12 protein-coding genes are annotated in these 16,961 nt (G+C 67.3%); 10 read left to right on the forward strand and 2 right to left on the reverse strand.

Annotated features, from left to right (window positions below):
* Positions 1–61: 61 nt before the first annotated feature.
* Together ABD974_RS19280 and parC are read right to left on the reverse strand one after the other, a co-directional pair.
* Positions 62–733, reverse strand: a complete 672-nt coding sequence (locus ABD974_RS19280; RefSeq protein WP_345304966.1) for a thiopurine S-methyltransferase — start codon at positions 731–733, stop codon at positions 62–64.
* Positions 733–2,976, reverse strand: coding sequence for a DNA topoisomerase IV subunit A (gene parC / locus ABD974_RS19285; RefSeq protein WP_345304967.1), 2,244 nt, complete (start codon positions 2,974–2,976; stop codon positions 733–735). The genes ABD974_RS19280 and parC overlap by 1 nt, the downstream gene beginning before the upstream one ends.
* A gap of 192 nt (positions 2,977–3,168) precedes the next feature.
* On the opposite strand from parC, the gene ABD974_RS19290 reads away from it, so the two are divergent.
* The 10 genes from ABD974_RS19290 to ABD974_RS19335 all read left to right on the forward strand — a co-directional run bounded on the left by ABD974_RS19290 (position 3,169) and on the right by ABD974_RS19335 (position 16,961).
* Positions 3,169–4,215, forward strand: a complete 1,047-nt coding sequence (locus ABD974_RS19290; RefSeq protein WP_345304968.1) for a substrate-binding domain-containing protein — start codon at positions 3,169–3,171, stop codon at positions 4,213–4,215.
* A gap of 284 nt (positions 4,216–4,499) precedes the next feature.
* Positions 4,500–7,496 carry a beta-phosphoglucomutase gene (gene pgmB / locus ABD974_RS19295; protein WP_345304969.1) on the forward strand — a complete coding sequence of 999 codons (2,997 nt, stop codon included), beginning with the start codon at positions 4,500–4,502 and terminating at the stop codon, positions 7,494–7,496.
* Positions 7,497–7,562: 66 nt separating this feature from the next.
* Positions 7,563–9,977 carry a TonB-dependent receptor gene (locus ABD974_RS19300; protein WP_345304970.1) on the forward strand — a complete coding sequence of 805 codons (2,415 nt, stop codon included), beginning with the start codon at positions 7,563–7,565 and terminating at the stop codon, positions 9,975–9,977.
* 103 nt (positions 9,978–10,080) lie between these two features.
* Positions 10,081–11,355: an MFS transporter gene (locus tag ABD974_RS19305; RefSeq protein WP_345304971.1), complete on the forward strand. Its 1,275-nt coding sequence runs from the start codon at positions 10,081–10,083 to the stop codon at positions 11,353–11,355.
* Between the two features lie 286 nt (positions 11,356–11,641).
* Positions 11,642–13,072: a vanadium-dependent haloperoxidase gene (locus tag ABD974_RS19310; protein WP_345304972.1), complete on the forward strand. Its 1,431-nt coding sequence runs from the start codon at positions 11,642–11,644 to the stop codon at positions 13,070–13,072.
* A 549-nt stretch (positions 13,073–13,621) separates the two neighbouring features.
* Complete coding sequence (locus ABD974_RS19315; RefSeq protein ID WP_345304973.1) at positions 13,622–14,194, forward strand: tetratricopeptide repeat protein; 573 nt, start codon at positions 13,622–13,624, stop codon at positions 14,192–14,194.
* Complete coding sequence (locus tag ABD974_RS19320; protein ID WP_345304974.1) at positions 14,191–14,577, forward strand: hypothetical protein; 387 nt, start codon at positions 14,191–14,193, stop codon at positions 14,575–14,577. Before ABD974_RS19315 ends, ABD974_RS19320 begins: the two co-directional genes overlap by 4 nt.
* Before the next feature lie 191 nt (positions 14,578–14,768).
* Positions 14,769–15,917 (forward strand): tetratricopeptide repeat protein, encoded by a 1,149-nt coding sequence (locus ABD974_RS19325; protein WP_345304975.1) that lies wholly within the window; start codon positions 14,769–14,771, stop codon positions 15,915–15,917.
* Between the two features lie 10 nt (positions 15,918–15,927).
* On the forward strand, positions 15,928–16,191 hold the full coding sequence (locus ABD974_RS19330) for a flagellar biosynthetic protein FliQ (protein WP_345304976.1): 264 nt from the start codon (positions 15,928–15,930) through the stop codon (positions 16,189–16,191).
* Positions 16,192–16,193: 2 nt separating this feature from the next.
* Positions 16,194–16,961, forward strand: coding sequence for a flagellar biosynthetic protein FliR (locus tag ABD974_RS19335; protein WP_345304977.1), 768 nt, complete (start codon positions 16,194–16,196; stop codon positions 16,959–16,961).

Raw genomic sequence — 16,961 nt, forward strand, 5'->3', positions numbered from 1 at the left:
GGGCGATCTTACCCGGTTGCGTGTGGCGGCGATGCGACGCCGGCGCGGCTGCCGGTCGTCGTCAACCGGCGGCGGTCCGGCGCCGCGACAGCCGGTACACGCAGGTGTCCAGCGCGGTGACCCCGTCCTCGACGAATCGCGGCTGGGTCGCGAGGATGTCGCGGCGTTCCAGCAATTCGACCGACCACTGCGGGCCGTAGCGTTCGCGCACTTCGGCTTCGACGACCGGGAACGGCGGGCCGGCCTTTTCGTGCTGCGGATATTCGAGGGTGATCAGCAGGCCGCGGCAATCCGCGGGCAACCGCGGATGCAGTTCGGCGACGTAGCGCTCGCGCAATGCCGGCGGCAATGCGATCAGCGCGGCGCGATCGAAGACCGCGCTGCAGTCGGCGAGGATGGTCGCGTCGAGCGCGAACGCGTCGCCGCAGATCAGTTCGATGTCGCCGGCGCGATGGTGGATGCCATAGCGCGTTTCGAAGATCTCGGGCTGCAATGCGTGCTCGTCGAAGAACTGCGCCACGGCGAGCGGCGACAGCTCCACGCCGAGCACGCGATGGCCCTGCGCCGCGAACCAAAGCATGTCCACCGACTTGCCCGCGAGCGGCACAAAGACCTTGCCGCCCGCCGGTGCGCCGATCGCGGGCCAGTGTTTCTGCAGCAGCGGCGTCGGTTCGGCCTGGTGAAAGCCGATCTCGTTGTCCTGCCAGCGCCGGCGCCAGAAGTCGGGATCCATCATTCCACGCCGAGCGCGTCGACCTTCTGCCAGCCGCGCGGCAGCAGACCGCCGCGACTGCCGCGGGCGCCGATGTAGGGATCGAGCTCCTTGAACGACAGCGACATCGTGCGGGTGCCGGATTTCACCGTCAGCGTGCCGCCCGGCGGCACCACCGCCAGCGCGACCACGCGTTCGGTGCCGCGCTTGGCCTTCGGGATCTCGATGATCTTGTTGCCTTTGCCCTTGTCGAGTTCCGGCAGTTCCGCGAGCGGGAATGCCAGCAGATGGCCGGCGCTGGTGACCGCGACGATCCGGTCGGTATCGATATTGCCGGCCTGCACCGGCGTCAGCACGGTCGAGCCCGGCGTGAGCGAGAGCATCGCCTTGCCTGCCTTGTTGCGGCCGGTGAGGTTCTCGAAGCGGGTGACGAAACCGTAGCCGTGCGACGACGCCAACACGAAGCGGTCGTCGTTGCCGCCGGTGGCCATGGTCTGGAATCCCGTGCCTGCCGGCGGCGAGAACCGCCCGGTCAGCGGCTCGCCGTTGCCGCGCGCCGAGGGCAGGGTATGCGCCAGCGACGAATAGCTGCGGCCGGTGCCGTCGAGGAACGCGACCTGCTGGGTGCTGCGGCCGCGCACCGCGCACAGCAGGCTGTCGCCGTCGCGATAGCTCAGCGCGGCGGCGTCGATGTCGTGGCCCTTGGCCGCGCGGATCCAGCCCTTCTCGCTCAGTACGATCGTCATCGGTTCGCTGGCGACCAGTTCGGTCTCGTCGATGGCCTGCGCGGCTTCGCGCGCGACCAGCGGCGACATCCGCGCGTCGCCGAATTTCTTCGCGTCGGCCAGCAGTTCGTCCTTCAGCAGTTTCTTGAGCTTCGATTTGCTGTCGAGGATCGACATCAGTTTGTCGCGCTCGGCGGCGAGTTCGTCCTGCTCGCCGCGGATCTTCATTTCTTCCAGGCGCGCCAACTGTTTGAGCTTGGTGTCGAGGATGTAGTCGGCCTGGTCCTCGCTCAGGCCGAAGCGCGCGATCAGCGCGGGTTTCGGCTCGTCCTCGGTGCGGATGATGCGGATGACTTCATCGAGATTGAGGAACGCGACCAGCAGGCCTTCCAGCAGGTGCAGCCTGCGCTCCACCTTTTCCAGACGATGCTTCAGGCGCCGGGTCACGGTGTCGCTGCGGAACGCCAGCCACTCGCCGAGCAGCATTTTCAGGTTTTTGACCTGCGGGCGGCCGTCGAGGCCGATCACGTTCATGTTGACGCGATAGCTTTTTTCCAGGTCGGTGGTGACGAACAGATGCCCCATGAGCTGTTCGACATCGACGCGGTTGCTGCGCGGGATCAGCACGATCCGGGTCGGGTTGGCGTGGTCGGATTCGTCGCGGATGTCTTCCAGCCAAGGCAGCTTCTTCGCGCGCATCTGCTGCGCGATCTGTTCGATCACCTTGCTCGGGCTGACCTGGTAGGGCAGCGCGGTGATCACGATGTTCTGCTGTTCCCGCACGAAGGTGGCGCGGGCGCGCACGCTGCCGTGGCCGGTTTCGTACATCGCCTGCAGGTCGGCGACGGGGGTGATGATCTCCGCGGTGGTCGGGTAGTCCGGGCCCCGCACGTGCTCGCAGAGGTCGCGCACGGTCGCATCGGGATCGTCGAGCAGGCGCACGCAGGCGCTGACGATCTCGTTGAGGTTGTGCGGCGGCACGTCGGTGGCCATGCCCACCGCGATGCCGGTGGTGCCGTTGAGCAGCAGATGCGGCAACCGTGCGGGCAGCCAGGTCGGCTCTTCCAGGGTGCCGTCGAAGTTCGGGTCCCAGTCGACCGTGCCCTGACCGAGTTCGCCGAGCAGCACTTCGGCGATCGGCGTGAGCTTGGATTCGGTGTAGCGCATCGCCGCGAACGATTTCGGGTCGTCGCTGGAACCGAAGTTGCCCTGGCCGTCGATCAGCGGATAGCGGTAGGAGAACGGCTGCGCCATCAGCACCAGCGCTTCGTAGCAGGCGCTGTCGCCGTGCGGATGGTATTTGCCGATCACATCGCCGACGGTGCGTGCCGATTTCTTCGGTTTGGCGCCCGCGTTGAGACCCAGCTCGCTCATCGAATAGATGATCCGCCGCTGCACCGGTTTCAGGCCGTCGCCGAGGAAGGGCAGGGCGCGGTCGAGGACCACGTACATCGAATAGTCGAGATAGGCGCGTTCGGCATATTCGCGCAGCGGAATCTGTTCGAAACCGTGAAAGGCGGGGCGGAGCGTGTCGGCCATCGTGGCGTCCGTCGAAACGAAGCGCGAATCTTACCAGTTGCCCGCGAAACCATCGGCGATGCCTCACGGATCGACGATGGTCGCGCTCGCATCCGGCCCGGCGATGGAGTAATTTCCGGGCATGCCGACTCGACCGATGCCCGCACCCGTCTCCGCCCCGCGCAGCGTCGCGGACGCGACGGAGCCGCGCGGATGAGCGGCGCCGAGCGGGACGACCGGGACGCGCGCGCGGACAAGCGCAGGCAGCGCAGCGCGGGCGCGGCCGAGACGGGGCCGACGATGGCCGATCTGGCCGCGATCGCCGGCGTGTCCGCGATCACGGTCTCGCGCGCGCTGCGCGACAGTCCGCTGGTCAATCCCGAGACCCGGGCGCGGATCCGCGAGATCGCGAACCGCCATGGCTATGCCTTCAACATCAGCGCGCGGAATCTGCGCCTCCGCCGCAGCATGACGGTCGCGGTGGTGGTGGAGATGACGCCCAGCCCGGAGCGTCAGATGTCCGGCGCGTATCCGCTGGATCTGCTCGGCGGTATCACCCAGGAATTGACCTCGCACGGTTACAGCGTCCTGCTGACTTCGCTGCAGGCGGCGGCCACGCCCGCGGTGCAGGCGGCCGACGGCGTGATCCTGCTCGGCCAGGGCGCGCATGAGGATGCGATGCACGAAGTGCGGTCCTGGGGCCGGCCGATGGTGGTCTGGGGCGCGGTGAGCCGCCACGAGTCGCAGGTGGTGGTCGGCAGCGACAACCGCGCCGGCGGTGCCCACGTGGCGGAGCGCTTCATCGCGCTCGGCCGTCGGCATCCGGCGTTCCTCGGCGATTCTGCCCACGGCGAGTTCGCCGAGCGCCACGAAGGCTTCGCCGAGGCGCTGGCGCGCGCGGGCATCGTCTCCACGATGGCGACCGTGCCGGCGTTCACGGTCGCCGCGGGTGCCGATGCGACGCGCGCGTTGCTCCACGCGAATCCCGGCATCGATGCGGTGTTCGCGGCCAGCGATCTGCTCGCGATCGGTGCGGTGCGGGCGCTCGTCGAACTCGGTCGCGCCGTTCCCGATGCGGTCTCGGTCGCCGGCTTCGACGACACCCTGCTGGGCGCGACCTACGTCCCGGCGTTGACCTCGGTCCACCAGGATTTCGTGGAAGCGGGCGTCCTGCTCGCCCGCAAGGTGCGCGCGCTGATCGACGGCGACGTCGCGCAGTCCGAGATGTTGCCCACCCGGCTGGTGGTGCGCGCGACCTGATCCGTCGGGCGGCACGGATCACGCACACGGCTGTTGCGTCGCAGCAATCGCGACCTGTCCGATGCCCCGGAAACGCTTCCGGATTCTCCATGAAAGATCTTGAAATCAGTGGCTTGCTGCCAGGCATGGCCTGGCGGCCAGCCTGCTGTCGCATGTCTGCACGGATATTTGTTATCGATATCTTGACATCGATAACATGCGATGCCTAAGGTTGCGCCGCCCATCCGGGGCGAGTCGAAAAGTGCAGGACTGGCGTGAACGAGCCGCAGCGTGGGCAATCGACGATGGACGCAGACAGCAGCCCGGTCCCCGGCCCGATGGACAGCGTGTGGCGGATGCATCGCGCCGGTTTCGACCCGACGCAGGCGGCGCTGGAAGAAACGCTGTTCGCGCTGTCCAACGGATCGCTGGGTGTCCGCGCCGGCTTCGAAGAGGCCGTCGGCCCGACCGACGGCACCTTCCTCGCCGGCGTCCATGCGCGTTCGCCGATCCACTACCACGAGCGGCTCGCCGGATTCGCGCGCAACAGCGATACGCGCGTCCCGGTGGCGGAAGGCAAGGGCATCGCGGTGTTCGTCGACGGCGAACGTCTCGTCGTCAACGCGGCCAGCGTCCTGGCGTGCGAACGCGAGCTGGATCTGCGCGGCGGTCGTCTGCGCCGCCGCATGCGCGTGCGCACCGCTCGCGGCACCACGTTCGAGATCCGCGCCGAGCGGATCGTGCCGCTGGGGTGGCCGGACGTGCTCGCGATCCGCTTCGTGCTGCGTTCGATCGATCACGACGGGAACGTGCTGCTGCTGTCGTCGCTGGACACCGCGCGCCCGGCGCAGTCGCAGGGCGACGACCCGCGCATCGGCGCCGGCAACGCCGAGCGCCTGCATTGCCTCGCGGCGCAGGTCGACGGCGACACCGGCTGGATCCACGAAGCGCGCGGCGACGGCGATCTCCACGTGATCGCCGCGCAGCGGCATGCGCCGGGCCCGGGCCTGCACCCGGCCGGCGACGCCTGCGGCGATGGCCGGGCCGTACAGCGCTTCGCCGCGGAGATGCGGTCCGGGCGGGAAATCGTGCTGGAGAAGTTCGTCGCCTATGCCAGCGGTCCGCGCGTGGAGGGTCTGCGCGCGCGGACCGAAGATGCGCTGCAGCGCGCCTGCGTCGAAGGCGTTCTCGGCATCGGTGCGATCCAGGCGGCGGCGATGGCGGCGTTCTGGATGGATGCCGATATTGCCGTTCCGGGCGATCCGGCGATCGAACGCGCGCTGCGCTTCAATCTCTTCCACATCTTCCAGTCGGCCGGCCGCAACGGCATCGACGGGACCGCCGCCAAGGGCATGACCGGCGAAGGCTACGAGGGACACTGCTTCTGGGACACCGAGGCCTTCGTGCTGCCGGCGATGGCGCTGCTGGTGCCGGACGTCGCGCGGGCGATGCTGTCGTTCCGCCATCGCACGCTGGATGCGGCGCGCGCCCATGCGCGCGAAATGAATCATCCGCGCGGCGCGCTGTATCCCTGGCGCACGATCGCCGGCGACGAATGCTCGGCGCACTATCCCAGCGGGTCCGCGGCCTATCACATCAATGCGGCGGTGGCCTACGCCATCGGCCTGTATCTCGATGCGACCGACGATGTCGGCTTCCTGCGGGATGCCGGCGCGGAAATGCTGTTCGAGACCGCGCGCATCTGGCCCCAGGCGGGTCATTTCAATCCGCGGCGCGCCGGTGCCTTCTGCATCCACGAGGTCACCGGCCCCGACGAATACACGACCCTGGTCGACAACAATCACTACACCAACCGCATGGCCCGGCAGCATCTGCGGCTGGCGGTCGCGGTATGGCATCGGCTGCGCGCGGACGCGCCGGACGCTCTCTCGGCGCTGTCGGCGCGGATCGGACTGGACGATGGCGAAATTGCGCTGTGGGCGCGCGCCGCCGAGGCGATGTACCTCGGCTACGACGCACGCGCCGGCGTGTTCGCCCAGGACGACAGCTTTCTCGACAAGCCGCGCTGGCCGTTTCCGCCCAAGCCGGGCGGGCATCGGCCGCTGCTGCTGGATTACCACCCGCTCACGCTGTACCGGCATCAGATCTGCAAGCAGGCCGACGTGACGATGGCGCTGGTGCTGGCGGGCGACGATGTCGACGTCGCCTGCAAGAAGCGCTGCTTCGACTATTACGAAGCGGTCACCACCCACGACTCCACGCTGTCCGCGCCGGTGCACGCCATCCTCGCCGCGGAAGTGGGGCATGCCGACAAGGCGCTGGGATATTTCCTCGACAGCCTGCGCGTGGATCTCGACGATCTGCACGGCAACACCGCGCACGGTGCGCACATGGCGGCGATGGCGGGCAGTTGGCTGGCGCTGGCGCAGGGGTTCGCGGGATTGCGCGTTCACGACGGCATGCCGGGATTCGCGCCGACCCTGCCGCCCGGCTGGCCCGGTTACGGTTTCGGTCTGCGCTGGCGCGGGCGCCGTCTGCGCGTGGACGTGACCGGTGCCGGGGTCGTCTATCGCCTGCACGAAGGCGAACCGCTGACGATCCGTCACGAAGGACAGACCGTGGAACTGCGCTGCGACGCGCCGCTGAGCCGTGCATTGTCGGACCGCAGGTCCGCCGCGCGCGCATCGTTCCCGCGCCGCTGCGACGCGCTGATCTTCGATCTCGACGGCGTGCTGACGGATACCGCCGAAACCCACTACCGCGCGTGGCGGCGGCTGGCGGACGAGATCGGCGTGCCGTTCGCGCGCGCCGACAACGAGCGGATGAAGGGCGTCGACCGGATGGCCTCGCTCGACATCCTGCTGCAACGCGCGTCGCGCGACTATCCGCCCGCGGAGCGCCTGGCGCTGGCCGCGCGCAAGAACGAATACTACGTGCAGGACATCGGCGGCATCACGCCGGATCGCCTGTTCGACGGCGTCCATGCGCTGCTCGCGGACGCACGCCGACGCGGCCTGAAGCTGGCCGTCGCTTCGGCCAGCCGCAACGCCGCGCTGCTGCTGCGGAATCTCGGCATCGCCGACAAGTTCGATCATGTCGTCGATGCGGCGCACCTCTCCCGCGCCAAACCCGACCCTGAAATCTTCCTCGCCGCCGCACATGCCCTCGGTGTATCCCCCGCCGTGTGCATCGGCATCGAGGACTCGCTCGCGGGCATCGCCGCCATCCATGCGGCGGGGATGTCCGCGATCGGGGTCGGCGATGCCGGGGTTCTGTCTCCGGCGGATGCGGTGGTGCCCGACATCGCCCATCTGCGTCTTTCCGATTTCGTCATTCCCTGAGGCACGCGGTCGCAGAAACCGCGGTCTTTCGGCACATCCACACATCCATTCCCAGGAGGGAACACCATGCGATACACGATTCCGATGCGCTATGCCCTGTCGTTGGCCATCGCCGCGGCGCTGTCGCCGACGCTGGTCGCAGCGCAGGATGCGGGCGCTGCGCCGGCCGGCGCGGACGAGGCCGCGAACGAGAGCGCGAACGAACTCGACGCGATCGTCGTCAGCGGTACCGCGAAATTCCGCGGCCTGAGCAAGCGCGACGCGAGCTTTTCGATCACCACCGCATCGCCCGAACAGATCCAGGAGGCCGCGCCCACCAGCACCGCCGACCTGTTGAAGATCGTGCCCGGCGTGTGGGCGGAATCCAGCGGCGGCGGCACCGGCGCGAACGTGTTCGTGCGCGGCATGCCGTCCGAGGGCGACGCCCCGTTCTTCACGCTGCAGCTCGACGGTTCGCCGATCTATCCGCCGCCGACGCTGTCGTTCCTGGAGAACACGACCCTGTTCCGCATCGACGACACCATCGAACGCGTCGAAGCGCTGCGCGGCGGCCCGAGCCCGGTGTATTCGAACGGCCAGCCGGGCGTCACCGTCAATTTCATCCAGCGCAAGGGCGGCGACGAGCACGACGGTAGCGTGCGCGTGACCCTCGGCAGCGATGCGCTGCGGCGTCTCGACGTGTACGACGGCGGTCCGCTGGGCCGCGCCGACAGCGGCTGGTTCTACAGCGTCGGCGGCTTCTGGCGCGAGACCGACGGCGTGCGCGATCCCGGTTTTCCTGCGGAAAAGGGCGGCCAGCTCAGCGGAACCCTGACCCGGCGCTGGGACGACGGCGAGTTCACCGTGTACGCGCGCCACACCAACGACCGCAACGTGTTCTACACCGGCATCCCGCTGCTGTCCCGCAACGGTGGCGACGATATCTCGGGCTTTCCCGGCATCGATCCGACCAGCGGCACGCTGCTCGGCCCCGATTTCCGGCGCGTGACTCTCCCCACCGGCATCGCCGGGCAGACCATGACCCGCGATCTGGCGGACGGACGCGGCGTCGACATCACCGTGTTCGGTGCGGCCCTGGACTGGAACATCGGGCGCTGGACGATCAGCGACCGCTTCAACGTCCTCAGCGGCGAAGCGCCGACCAACGGCCTGTTCACCGGCGCCAATCCGGTGCGGCTGGCCGACTACATCTCGGACACCTACGGCACCACCGGCAGCGGACGCTTCGTCGATGGCGGCGCCGCGGTCGATCCGAACCAGCAGGTCCTCACCGCCGGCTGGTGGGTGGTCGACAAGGATCTGCGCTCGTTCACCAACGATCTGCGTTTCAGCATCGATTTCGACGAGCGCAATGCGTTGACCTTCGGCCTGTACCATGCGCGCTATTCGTCCGAGGATCGCTGGTGGCTGGGCAACAACATGCTGCTGACCGCGGAAAATCATGCGCGGCGGGTCGATCTGACCCTGGCGGACGGCCGCATCGCCACCCGCGAAGGCTTCGTCGGCACGTCGTTCTACAACATCTTCGGCGACTACGATGGCCGCAATACCGCGTTCTTCGTCACCGACGAGTGGAAAGCCACCGACCGACTGCGCCTCGATGCCGGTATCCGTCACGAGCGCCAGACCGTGGACGGCACCGTGCGCGATCCGGTGTCGGTGGATCTGGACGGCAATCCGAACACGCTGTACGACAACAACACCTCGGTCTCGACCACGCCGCGCAGCATCGATCAGGACGACAGCGCCACGTCGTGGACGGTCGGCGCCAATTACAGCGTCAACGATGCGATGAGCGTGTTCGGCCGGGTGAATTCGGGCTTCAAGTTCCCGTCGTTCGACAACCTGCGCGATCGCGCCACGCAGACCCAGGAGATCGACCAGTACGAAGTCGGCCTCAAGGCGGCCGGCAGCACCTACGAGGTGTACGTCACCGCGTTCTACAACGATTTCGTCGGCCTGCCGTTCCAGGCGTTCGACCAGTCCGGCAACAACATCGTGGTGATCGGCGATTCGAAGGCGAAGGGCATCGAGTTCGAAGGCGCGGTGGGTCCCTTCGGCGGATTCGATCTGGGGTGGAATGCGACCTGGCTCCGGGCCGACTACGGTCGATTCGGCACGTTCAGCGGCAATCAGGTGGTGCGTCAGCCGAAGTTCCGTCTGCGCCTGACGCCCAGTTATCTGTGGACGACCGGCTGGGGCGACGTGAAGGCGTTCGCGACCTACACCCACGTCGGCGATCGCTATTCGGATCCCGCGAACGGGCAGGTGCTGCCGGCGTACGATACCTGGGACATCGGCGCCAGCGCGCACGTCGGCGATCACTGGGAGTTCACCTTCAGCGGCCGCAACGTCACCGACGAGATCGCGCTGACCGAAGGCAATGCGCGCGTGATCGGCAACGCCACCAGCGGCGGTGTGTTCATGGGGCGGCCGATCGAAGGCGCGTCGTGGCAGGTCTCCGCCGCCTATCGTTGGTGATCCGCATGCGGCGCTTCCCGCGGGAAGCGCCGCTGTGGCGGTCGGATGCGTACCGTATGCGCATCCGGTCGAGTGTCCCGATGCCGTCCCCGTGGAGCCACGCATGACCCGTACACGCACGACCCAGGCACTTGCGACGCATGCACGCACGACGCATGCACGCATGATCCTGGCGATGATCCTGACCTACGGGATTTTCGCGATTCTGCTCAACAGCGTCGGTACGCTGATCCTGCAGAGCCAGGCCAGCCTCGGCGCCAGCCGCGCGGCCGCAAGCGTGCTCGATGCGTACAAGGATCTGCCGATCGCGATCGTGTCCTTCCTGGTGGCCTCGTGGCTGCCGCGCTTCGGCTACCGCAGGGCGATGATGACGGGCCTGCTGCTGGTCGCGGTCGCCTGCGTGGGCATGCTGGCGATGAATACCTTCTGGATGGTCAAGCTGCTGTTGGCCGCCACCGGCGTCGCGTTCGCGCTGGTGAAGGTGTCGGTGTATTCCAGCATCGGCCTGCTCACCGACGATCCGAAACGTCATGCCGGTCTGACCAGCACGATCGAAGGCTGGTTCATGGTCGGGGTGCTCGCGGGGCCGTGGCTGTTCGGCGCCTTCATCCAGCGGCAGCGCACGCCGGACGATCCGGTCTGGTTGCAGGCCTATGCCTGGCTCGCGCTGGCCTGCGTGGTCGCGATCGCACTGCTCGCCAGCGTGCGGCTGGACGAATCGCGCGCGCGCGACGAACAGGGTTCGCTCGGCGCGTTCGCCGACATGTTGCGCCTGGCGCTTCGCCCGCTGGTCGCGGTGTTCGTGATTTCCGCATTCCTTTACGTCCTGATCGAACAGAGCATCGGCACCTGGCTGCCGACGTTCAATGCCGACATCCTGCATCTCTCCACGGCGACCAGCGTCGAAATGGCCAGCCTGTTCGCGGCGTTCACCGCGCTTGGTCGTCTGACCGCGGGGCAATTGCTGCGACGCGTGCCCTGGCATGTGCTGCTGTCGACCTGCGTGGTCGCCACCGCACTCGTCATGCTGATCGCCCTGCCGATGGCGGCAGGCGCGCCCGCACCGGCCGGCGAAGGGTGGCGGCATGCGCCGCTCGCCGCGTTCGCGTTGCCCGTCACCGGGTTCTTCCTGGCGCCGATCTATCCGACCATCAATTCGGTGGTGCTCAGCGCGCTGCCGAAGGCGCGTCACGCCGCGATGACCGGTCTGATCGTGGTGTTCTCCGCGCTCGGCGGCACCACCGGATCGTTCGTGACCGGCCAGGTGTTCGCCGGCACCGGCGGACAGTCCGCTTTCCAGCTCACGCTGTTGCCGATGGCGTTGCTGCTGGCCGGCATTCTGTGGCTGAAAGCCCTCGGCGGATCGCGCGACGCCTGATTCCCCGGCCGCGGCGCATCGCCAGGCATCGGGGTCGCGAGTCACCGGGATCGCGTGTCCGCCTCCGGCGGATTTCCGCGTTCTGACCCGTGCTTCGAGCCGCGTGGGCGTTTTCAACCGGCCATGTGCGTCGTCGAGGCCTGGATGCCGATTCAAGGGCGAGAACGTCGCCCGGCGGCCTTCATGGACGTGGGGCGTCGTCGGATCATGGCGGGAGGCGCAGGGGGCCGCCCGTCGCTGTGCGGCGACGGGCCACCCGATCATCCATCTCCCGGAAAACATCAGCATGAAACAAGGAATCAGGACCAGGCTCGCCCTGGCCAGCGCACTGCTCGTCGGCGCCGCCGGTGCCGCCCAATCCGCCACGCTCGTCACCGACTGGAACGACCAGTCGCTGCAGGCCGTCCGCGCCACGCGGATGGCGCCCCCGATCTTCGCCCGCGCCAATGCGATCGTGAACACCGCGATGTACGACGCATGGGCGGCCTACGACAACAAGGCCAACGGCACCCAACTCGGCGGCGAGCTGCGCCGCCCCGCCAACGAACGCACCGACGCCAATCGCCGCAAGGCGATGAGCTACGCCGCATATCGCACGCTGGTCGAACTGTTCCCGACCCGCAAGTCGCAGTTCGACGCCGAAATGGCGCGTCTCGGCTACAACCCGAACGACTTCACCGGCGATCTGTCCACGCCGCAGGGCGTGGGCAACGTGGCCGCGGCCGCGGTGATCCAGTTCCGTCGCGCCGATGGCTCGAACCAGCTCGGCGACATCAACGGCGGCGCGCCCTACAGCGACTACACCGGCTACGTGCCGATCAATACCCCGACCCGGATCATCGATCCCACGCGCTGGCAGCCGCTGGCGGTGCCGAACGGCAGCGGCGGTTTCAACGTCCAGACCTTCCTCACGCCGCATTGGGGCAACGTCAAGGGATTCGGCCTCAGCCGCTACAACCAGTTCGCGGTGCCGGCACCGGCGAAATTGGGGACATTCGAATTCTGGCGCCAGTCGGTCGAAGTCGTCGCCTACAGCGCAACGCTGAGCGATCGCACCAAGACCATCGCCGAATGGTGGGCCGACGGTCCGGGATCGGAAACGCCGCCGGGCACCTGGATCCTGTTCGCGAAGCAGGTGTCGGATCGCAAGGGACATACGCTGGCGCAGGACATCCGCATGCACTTCGCGCTGACCAATGCGATGTTCGACGCCGGCATCGCGGTGTGGGGCTACAAGCGCCAGTACGACTACGCGCGTCCGGTGACCACCATCCACCATCTCTTCAACAACCGGCCGATCCTGGCCTGGGGCGGCGAAGGGCAGGGCACGAAGTGGATCCAGGGGCAGAACTGGCGTCCGTACCAGATCGCGACCTTCATCACGCCGCCGTTCTCCGAACACGTATCGGGCCACAGCACCTTCAGTGCGTCGGCTGCGGAAGTGCTGAAGCTGTTCACCGGCAGCGACAGCTTCCCCAACTCGGTCGTGGTGCCGGCGGGCTTCTCGCTGGTCGAGCCCGGCGTGGTGCCGGCGCAGGATGTCACCTTGTCGTGGCCGACGTTCTCGGCCGCAGCCGACGAGGCCGGCATCTCGCGCCTCTACGGCGGTATCCACTTCCGCAACGGCGATCTCGAAGGCCGCAAACTCGGACGCAGAATCGGTGCGCAGGCGTATGCGTTGAGTCGCGCCTACATCAACGGCACCGCGGGCAACTGACCGTCGCGGGCCGCGCCGCTGCACGGCCCGCGAGCGGAGATTCCGGACGCAAGAGCCGCCTCGTGCGGCTCTTGCGCGTTCGCGCCCTGCCACCGACAGGTTTGCCTGAATGGGCGAAACGGTCGCCCGCGACCGGCGAAACAGCGACTTTCGCCACATAAACCGCGGGTCTTCAACCGCTTCCTGCAGTCGACCCTAAACTTTTTCTTCAATCGCGCGATATGCACTGGGTGGAGGCGGCACGAGGCATGCCGTATCCCCAGCGCCACCACGGCGACTCTCGTCTCCGGGAGTGCCTCGTGCCGCCTCCGCACCCGTCGATGGCGTTCATGTTCGTTGCAGCGTGCCATGCGCAGATCGATCGCATGCGTCGGCACGCATCGTGATGTGCGCGCCTGGCGCAAACGATGAGCGCCGGATCGTGGACACGCACGAAACCCTCTTCATTCGTTGCGGGCTGCGCAGCATCGCGCGTCGCGGGTGCGCATGACAAAACCCGCGCGACTCGCTCTATGATGAGCCCACCCTACCGAGGCTTCAGGATTCGCCATGAATTTCGATAATCTGGACAACGAGGAGCTGTTGCGACTGTCGCTGGATGCGATCAATGGAGGTCGCGATTCGGAGGCGATCTCGATGCTCAAGCAGATGTTGTCGCGCGAGCCGGGACATCTCCATGCCACCTATCTGCTCGCCGCGCAGCATGCGCAGATCGGTCTGTTCGATCGTGCTGAATCCGGATTCCGCACCGTCGTTGCGATGTCTCCCGACTTCTCCATCGCCCGTTTCCAGCTCGGCCAACTGCTGACGATGAAGGGCGCCGCCGACGAAGCGCGCGACGTGCTGTCGCCGCTGTTTTCAGGCGCCGATGCGCTGTCGGCCTACGCGCGCGGCATGTCCGCGCTCGCTGCGGGCGATGCGCAGACCGGCCTGCGCGAACTCGAACAGGGGCTCGCGCTTCCGCAGGAGATTCCCGCGCTGATGAGCGACATGCAGCGCCTGCGCGACAATCTGCTGCAGAGCGCTGCAGCCGAAGCGTCGCCGGTCGCCGCGCCCGAAACGCCGTCGGCGCCGGCCTATCTCGCAGGCTACGGCTACGGCCGTTCCGGCGACGCCGAGTGACGATCGATCGGCTCTCGTCGCTCTCCGCGCAGATCGCCGCGCTGCGCGCGGAGATGTCGCGCAAGAGCGGCGATTCGCGACGCAAGCGCGATGCGGACGATGTCGAAAACGCATCGGTGCCGGCGCACGAAGCGAAACGCGATCCCGACGAACTGCGCAAGCAGCTCGTCGAGATCGTGCGCGGTGTCGGCGTCGACGATGCCGACGCGCTCGAACAGGTGCGCGGACGGGTGGTGAAGGCGGTCCTGCTGTGGGAATTCGGCCAGGAACTGCGCGAGCACGCGGAGTGGCAACCGATGGTGGAGACCATCGCGGGGGCAATGGCGGCCGACGATCGTTTTCGTAATGCTTTCAATCGGTTGATCGTCGATTTGCAGGTTTGACGTGAGCAAAGTGTGACGTTGACAGCCTTCCGGAAGACCGCTAGCGTATGTCCCACGCGATGCGTTAGCGCTTCACTGGAGTTCGGTCTTGCTGACAGGGGATGTTCCTTCGCGTAGGAGCAAAAAGACCTGACAGGCTTTCATGGGGATGAAAGCCTCCGGGGTGACACCACACGGAGACACATCACCTGATGGCCACGCATCAAGGGCGGGCTGCGCGTTTACGGGAGTTTTTCGCGCAGGACCCACATAACCAAGACATCGCCTGCGATCTTGCCGACGCGCTTTCCGCGTCGGGCGAGATCGATGAAGCGATGAAAATCCTCGAATCCTTCACCGAAACCGCAATGCCGTCGCCAGGCGTTCGTTTCCGGCTCGCGCGCTGTCGGCTCGCGACCGGCGCCTACGATGCGGCCGCTGCCGGTTACGCGTCCCTGATCGAATCGGGCAACGACGCCGTCGCCGTCCGCCACGATCTCGCCTTCGCGCAGTTGTGCATGCGCGAACCGCAGGCGGCGATGGCGACGCTCGAATCCGCGCTCGCCGCATTCGGTCCATCGCCTGAACTGCTGATCCTGAAATCGCGCGTCAACGCGATGCTCGGCGACTACGCGCAGGCCGCGCTCGATGCCGATGGCGCGCTCGCGATGCGTCCGGACGATGCGCAGGCGATGGGCGTGAAATCGCTGGCGCTGCTGGACGACAGCCAGCTCGATGCCGCGGCGCAGGCCGCGCGCGATGCGCTCGAACGCGATCCGCAGCAGCACGAAGCGCTGCTGGTCGCATCGACCATCAGCCTGTGGCGACAGGATCTCGATCCTGCGCAGAACTTCTTCGAGCGCGCATTGGCGCGTCATCCCAATTCCGGACGGGCGCTGTCCGGTTACGGCCAGCTGCTGATGCTGCGCAACGATCTGCCGCAGGCGGGCCAAGTGCTCGAACACGCGGTGGTCGCGATGCCGGACCACATCGGCACCTGGCATGCACTTGCCTGGAATCAGCTCCTTCGCGGCGATCGCGAAGGTGCGGAAGTCAGCTACCGGAAGGCCTACGACGTCGATCGCAATTTCGGCGACACCCATGGCGGGCTCGCGCTCGTCGCGGTGCTCCGCGGCGATCTCGACGAGGCCGAACTGTCGGTCAGGCGCGCGTTGCGCCTCGATCCCGATGCCGTGACCGCGCGCTACGCACAGGCGCTGCTCATGGAGGCGCGTGGGGACGCGGACGGTTCGGAAGCTGCGATCGCGAAACTCCTTCCGGATCACAGTGCGTTCGCCGCGCTGCCGGTCCGCGAATTCGCCCAACGACTGAAGAGCACGCTCACAGCCGGTCCGCGCTGACGGGGGTTCCATGGATTCCGATCTCGCCATCCGTCTTCTGACGGACATGTTGCTGTCGGCCGCGAAAATGTCGGCCCCCATCCTGCTGGCCACGCTGGTGGTCGGTTTGATCATTTCGATCATCCAAGTTGCGACGCAGATCCAGGAAATGACCTTGACTTTCGTGCCCAAGCTCATCGTCGTGCTGGTGGTCTGCCTCGGCCTCGGCAGCTGGATGCTCTCGGTCGCGATGGAGCTGTCGACGCGCCTGTTCGAACTGGCGGGGACGCTCTGACCGTGGACCGCATCGAGGACTTCGCCGCGTTGCTGGTGCTGGCGTTCCTGCGCTACGTGCCTGCGGTGGTGCTGCCCGGCTTTTCGCCGCTGCGCTGGGCGCCGGCGCTGGTGCGCATCGTGTTCGCGATGGCGCTGGCATGGCTGACGGTGCTGGCGCTGCCCGACAGTGCGTTCTCTCTGGAAGCGCGCGGCGCCGCAGGCTGGATCACCGCGGCGCTCGGCGAACTCGCGATCGGCATGGTCTTCGGGCTGGTGGTGATGATTCCGCAGGCCGCGCTGCACACATCCGGCTGGTTGATCGACATCCAGGCCGGTCTCGGCGCCGCCACGCTGTTCAATCCGGGCGGGCAGGGCGATCCGCAATCGCTGCTCGGCACCGCGCTGATGCTGCTCGGCACGGTGATGTTCTTCACCCTCGACATGCACTTGGAACTCTATCGCGGCCTCGTCGCCAGTACCCAGGTGCTGCCGATCGGCGGGCTCGGCATGCGCCCGAGCGCCGAAGGCTTCTTCGGCCTGATCGGCAGCAGTTTCCTGCTCGGATTGATGGTCGCGTTGCCGGTGCTGCTGGGCCTGTTCGCGATCGACGTCGGCGTCGCCTACGCCACGCGGTCGATGCCGCAGGCCAACGTGTTCTTCCTCGCGCTGCCGCTGAAGGTGCTGGCCGCGATCCTGCTGCTGGTGGTGTCGCTGCGCTATGCGCCAGCGCTGATGCTGCGCCTCTACCAGGACGCGTTCTCGCGCGTCCCCGCGATGATGGGAGGCTGA

The organism is Lysobacter hankyongensis (genome assembly GCF_039543145.1).
In the GTDB taxonomy this organism is placed as follows: Bacteria; Pseudomonadota; Gammaproteobacteria; order Xanthomonadales; family Xanthomonadaceae; genus Lysobacter_I; species Lysobacter_I hankyongensis.

Excerpts from the sequence above, each read along its gene's own strand:
- ABD974_RS19325 (WP_345304975.1), top strand. The coding sequence starts at position 14,769 with ATGGCCACGCATCAAGGGCGGGCTGCGCGTTTACGGGAGTTTTTCGCG.
- ABD974_RS19300 (WP_345304970.1), top strand. The coding sequence starts at position 7,563 with ATGCGATACACGATTCCGATGCGCTATGCCCTGTCGTTGGCCATCGCC.
- ABD974_RS19310 (WP_345304972.1), top strand. The coding sequence starts at position 11,642 with ATGAAACAAGGAATCAGGACCAGGCTCGCCCTGGCCAGCGCACTGCTC.
- ABD974_RS19290 (WP_345304968.1), top strand. The coding sequence starts at position 3,169 with ATGAGCGGCGCCGAGCGGGACGACCGGGACGCGCGCGCGGACAAGCGC.
- parC (WP_345304967.1), bottom strand. The coding sequence starts at position 2,976 with ATGGCCGACACGCTCCGCCCCGCCTTTCACGGTTTCGAACAGATTCCG.
- ABD974_RS19280 (WP_345304966.1), bottom strand. The coding sequence starts at position 733 with ATGGATCCCGACTTCTGGCGCCGGCGCTGGCAGGACAACGAGATCGGC.
- ABD974_RS19315 (WP_345304973.1), top strand. The coding sequence starts at position 13,622 with ATGAATTTCGATAATCTGGACAACGAGGAGCTGTTGCGACTGTCGCTG.
- ABD974_RS19305 (WP_345304971.1), top strand. The coding sequence starts at position 10,081 with ATGACCCGTACACGCACGACCCAGGCACTTGCGACGCATGCACGCACG.
- pgmB (WP_345304969.1), top strand. The coding sequence starts at position 4,500 with ATGGACGCAGACAGCAGCCCGGTCCCCGGCCCGATGGACAGCGTGTGG.
- ABD974_RS19330 (WP_345304976.1), top strand. The coding sequence starts at position 15,928 with ATGGATTCCGATCTCGCCATCCGTCTTCTGACGGACATGTTGCTGTCG.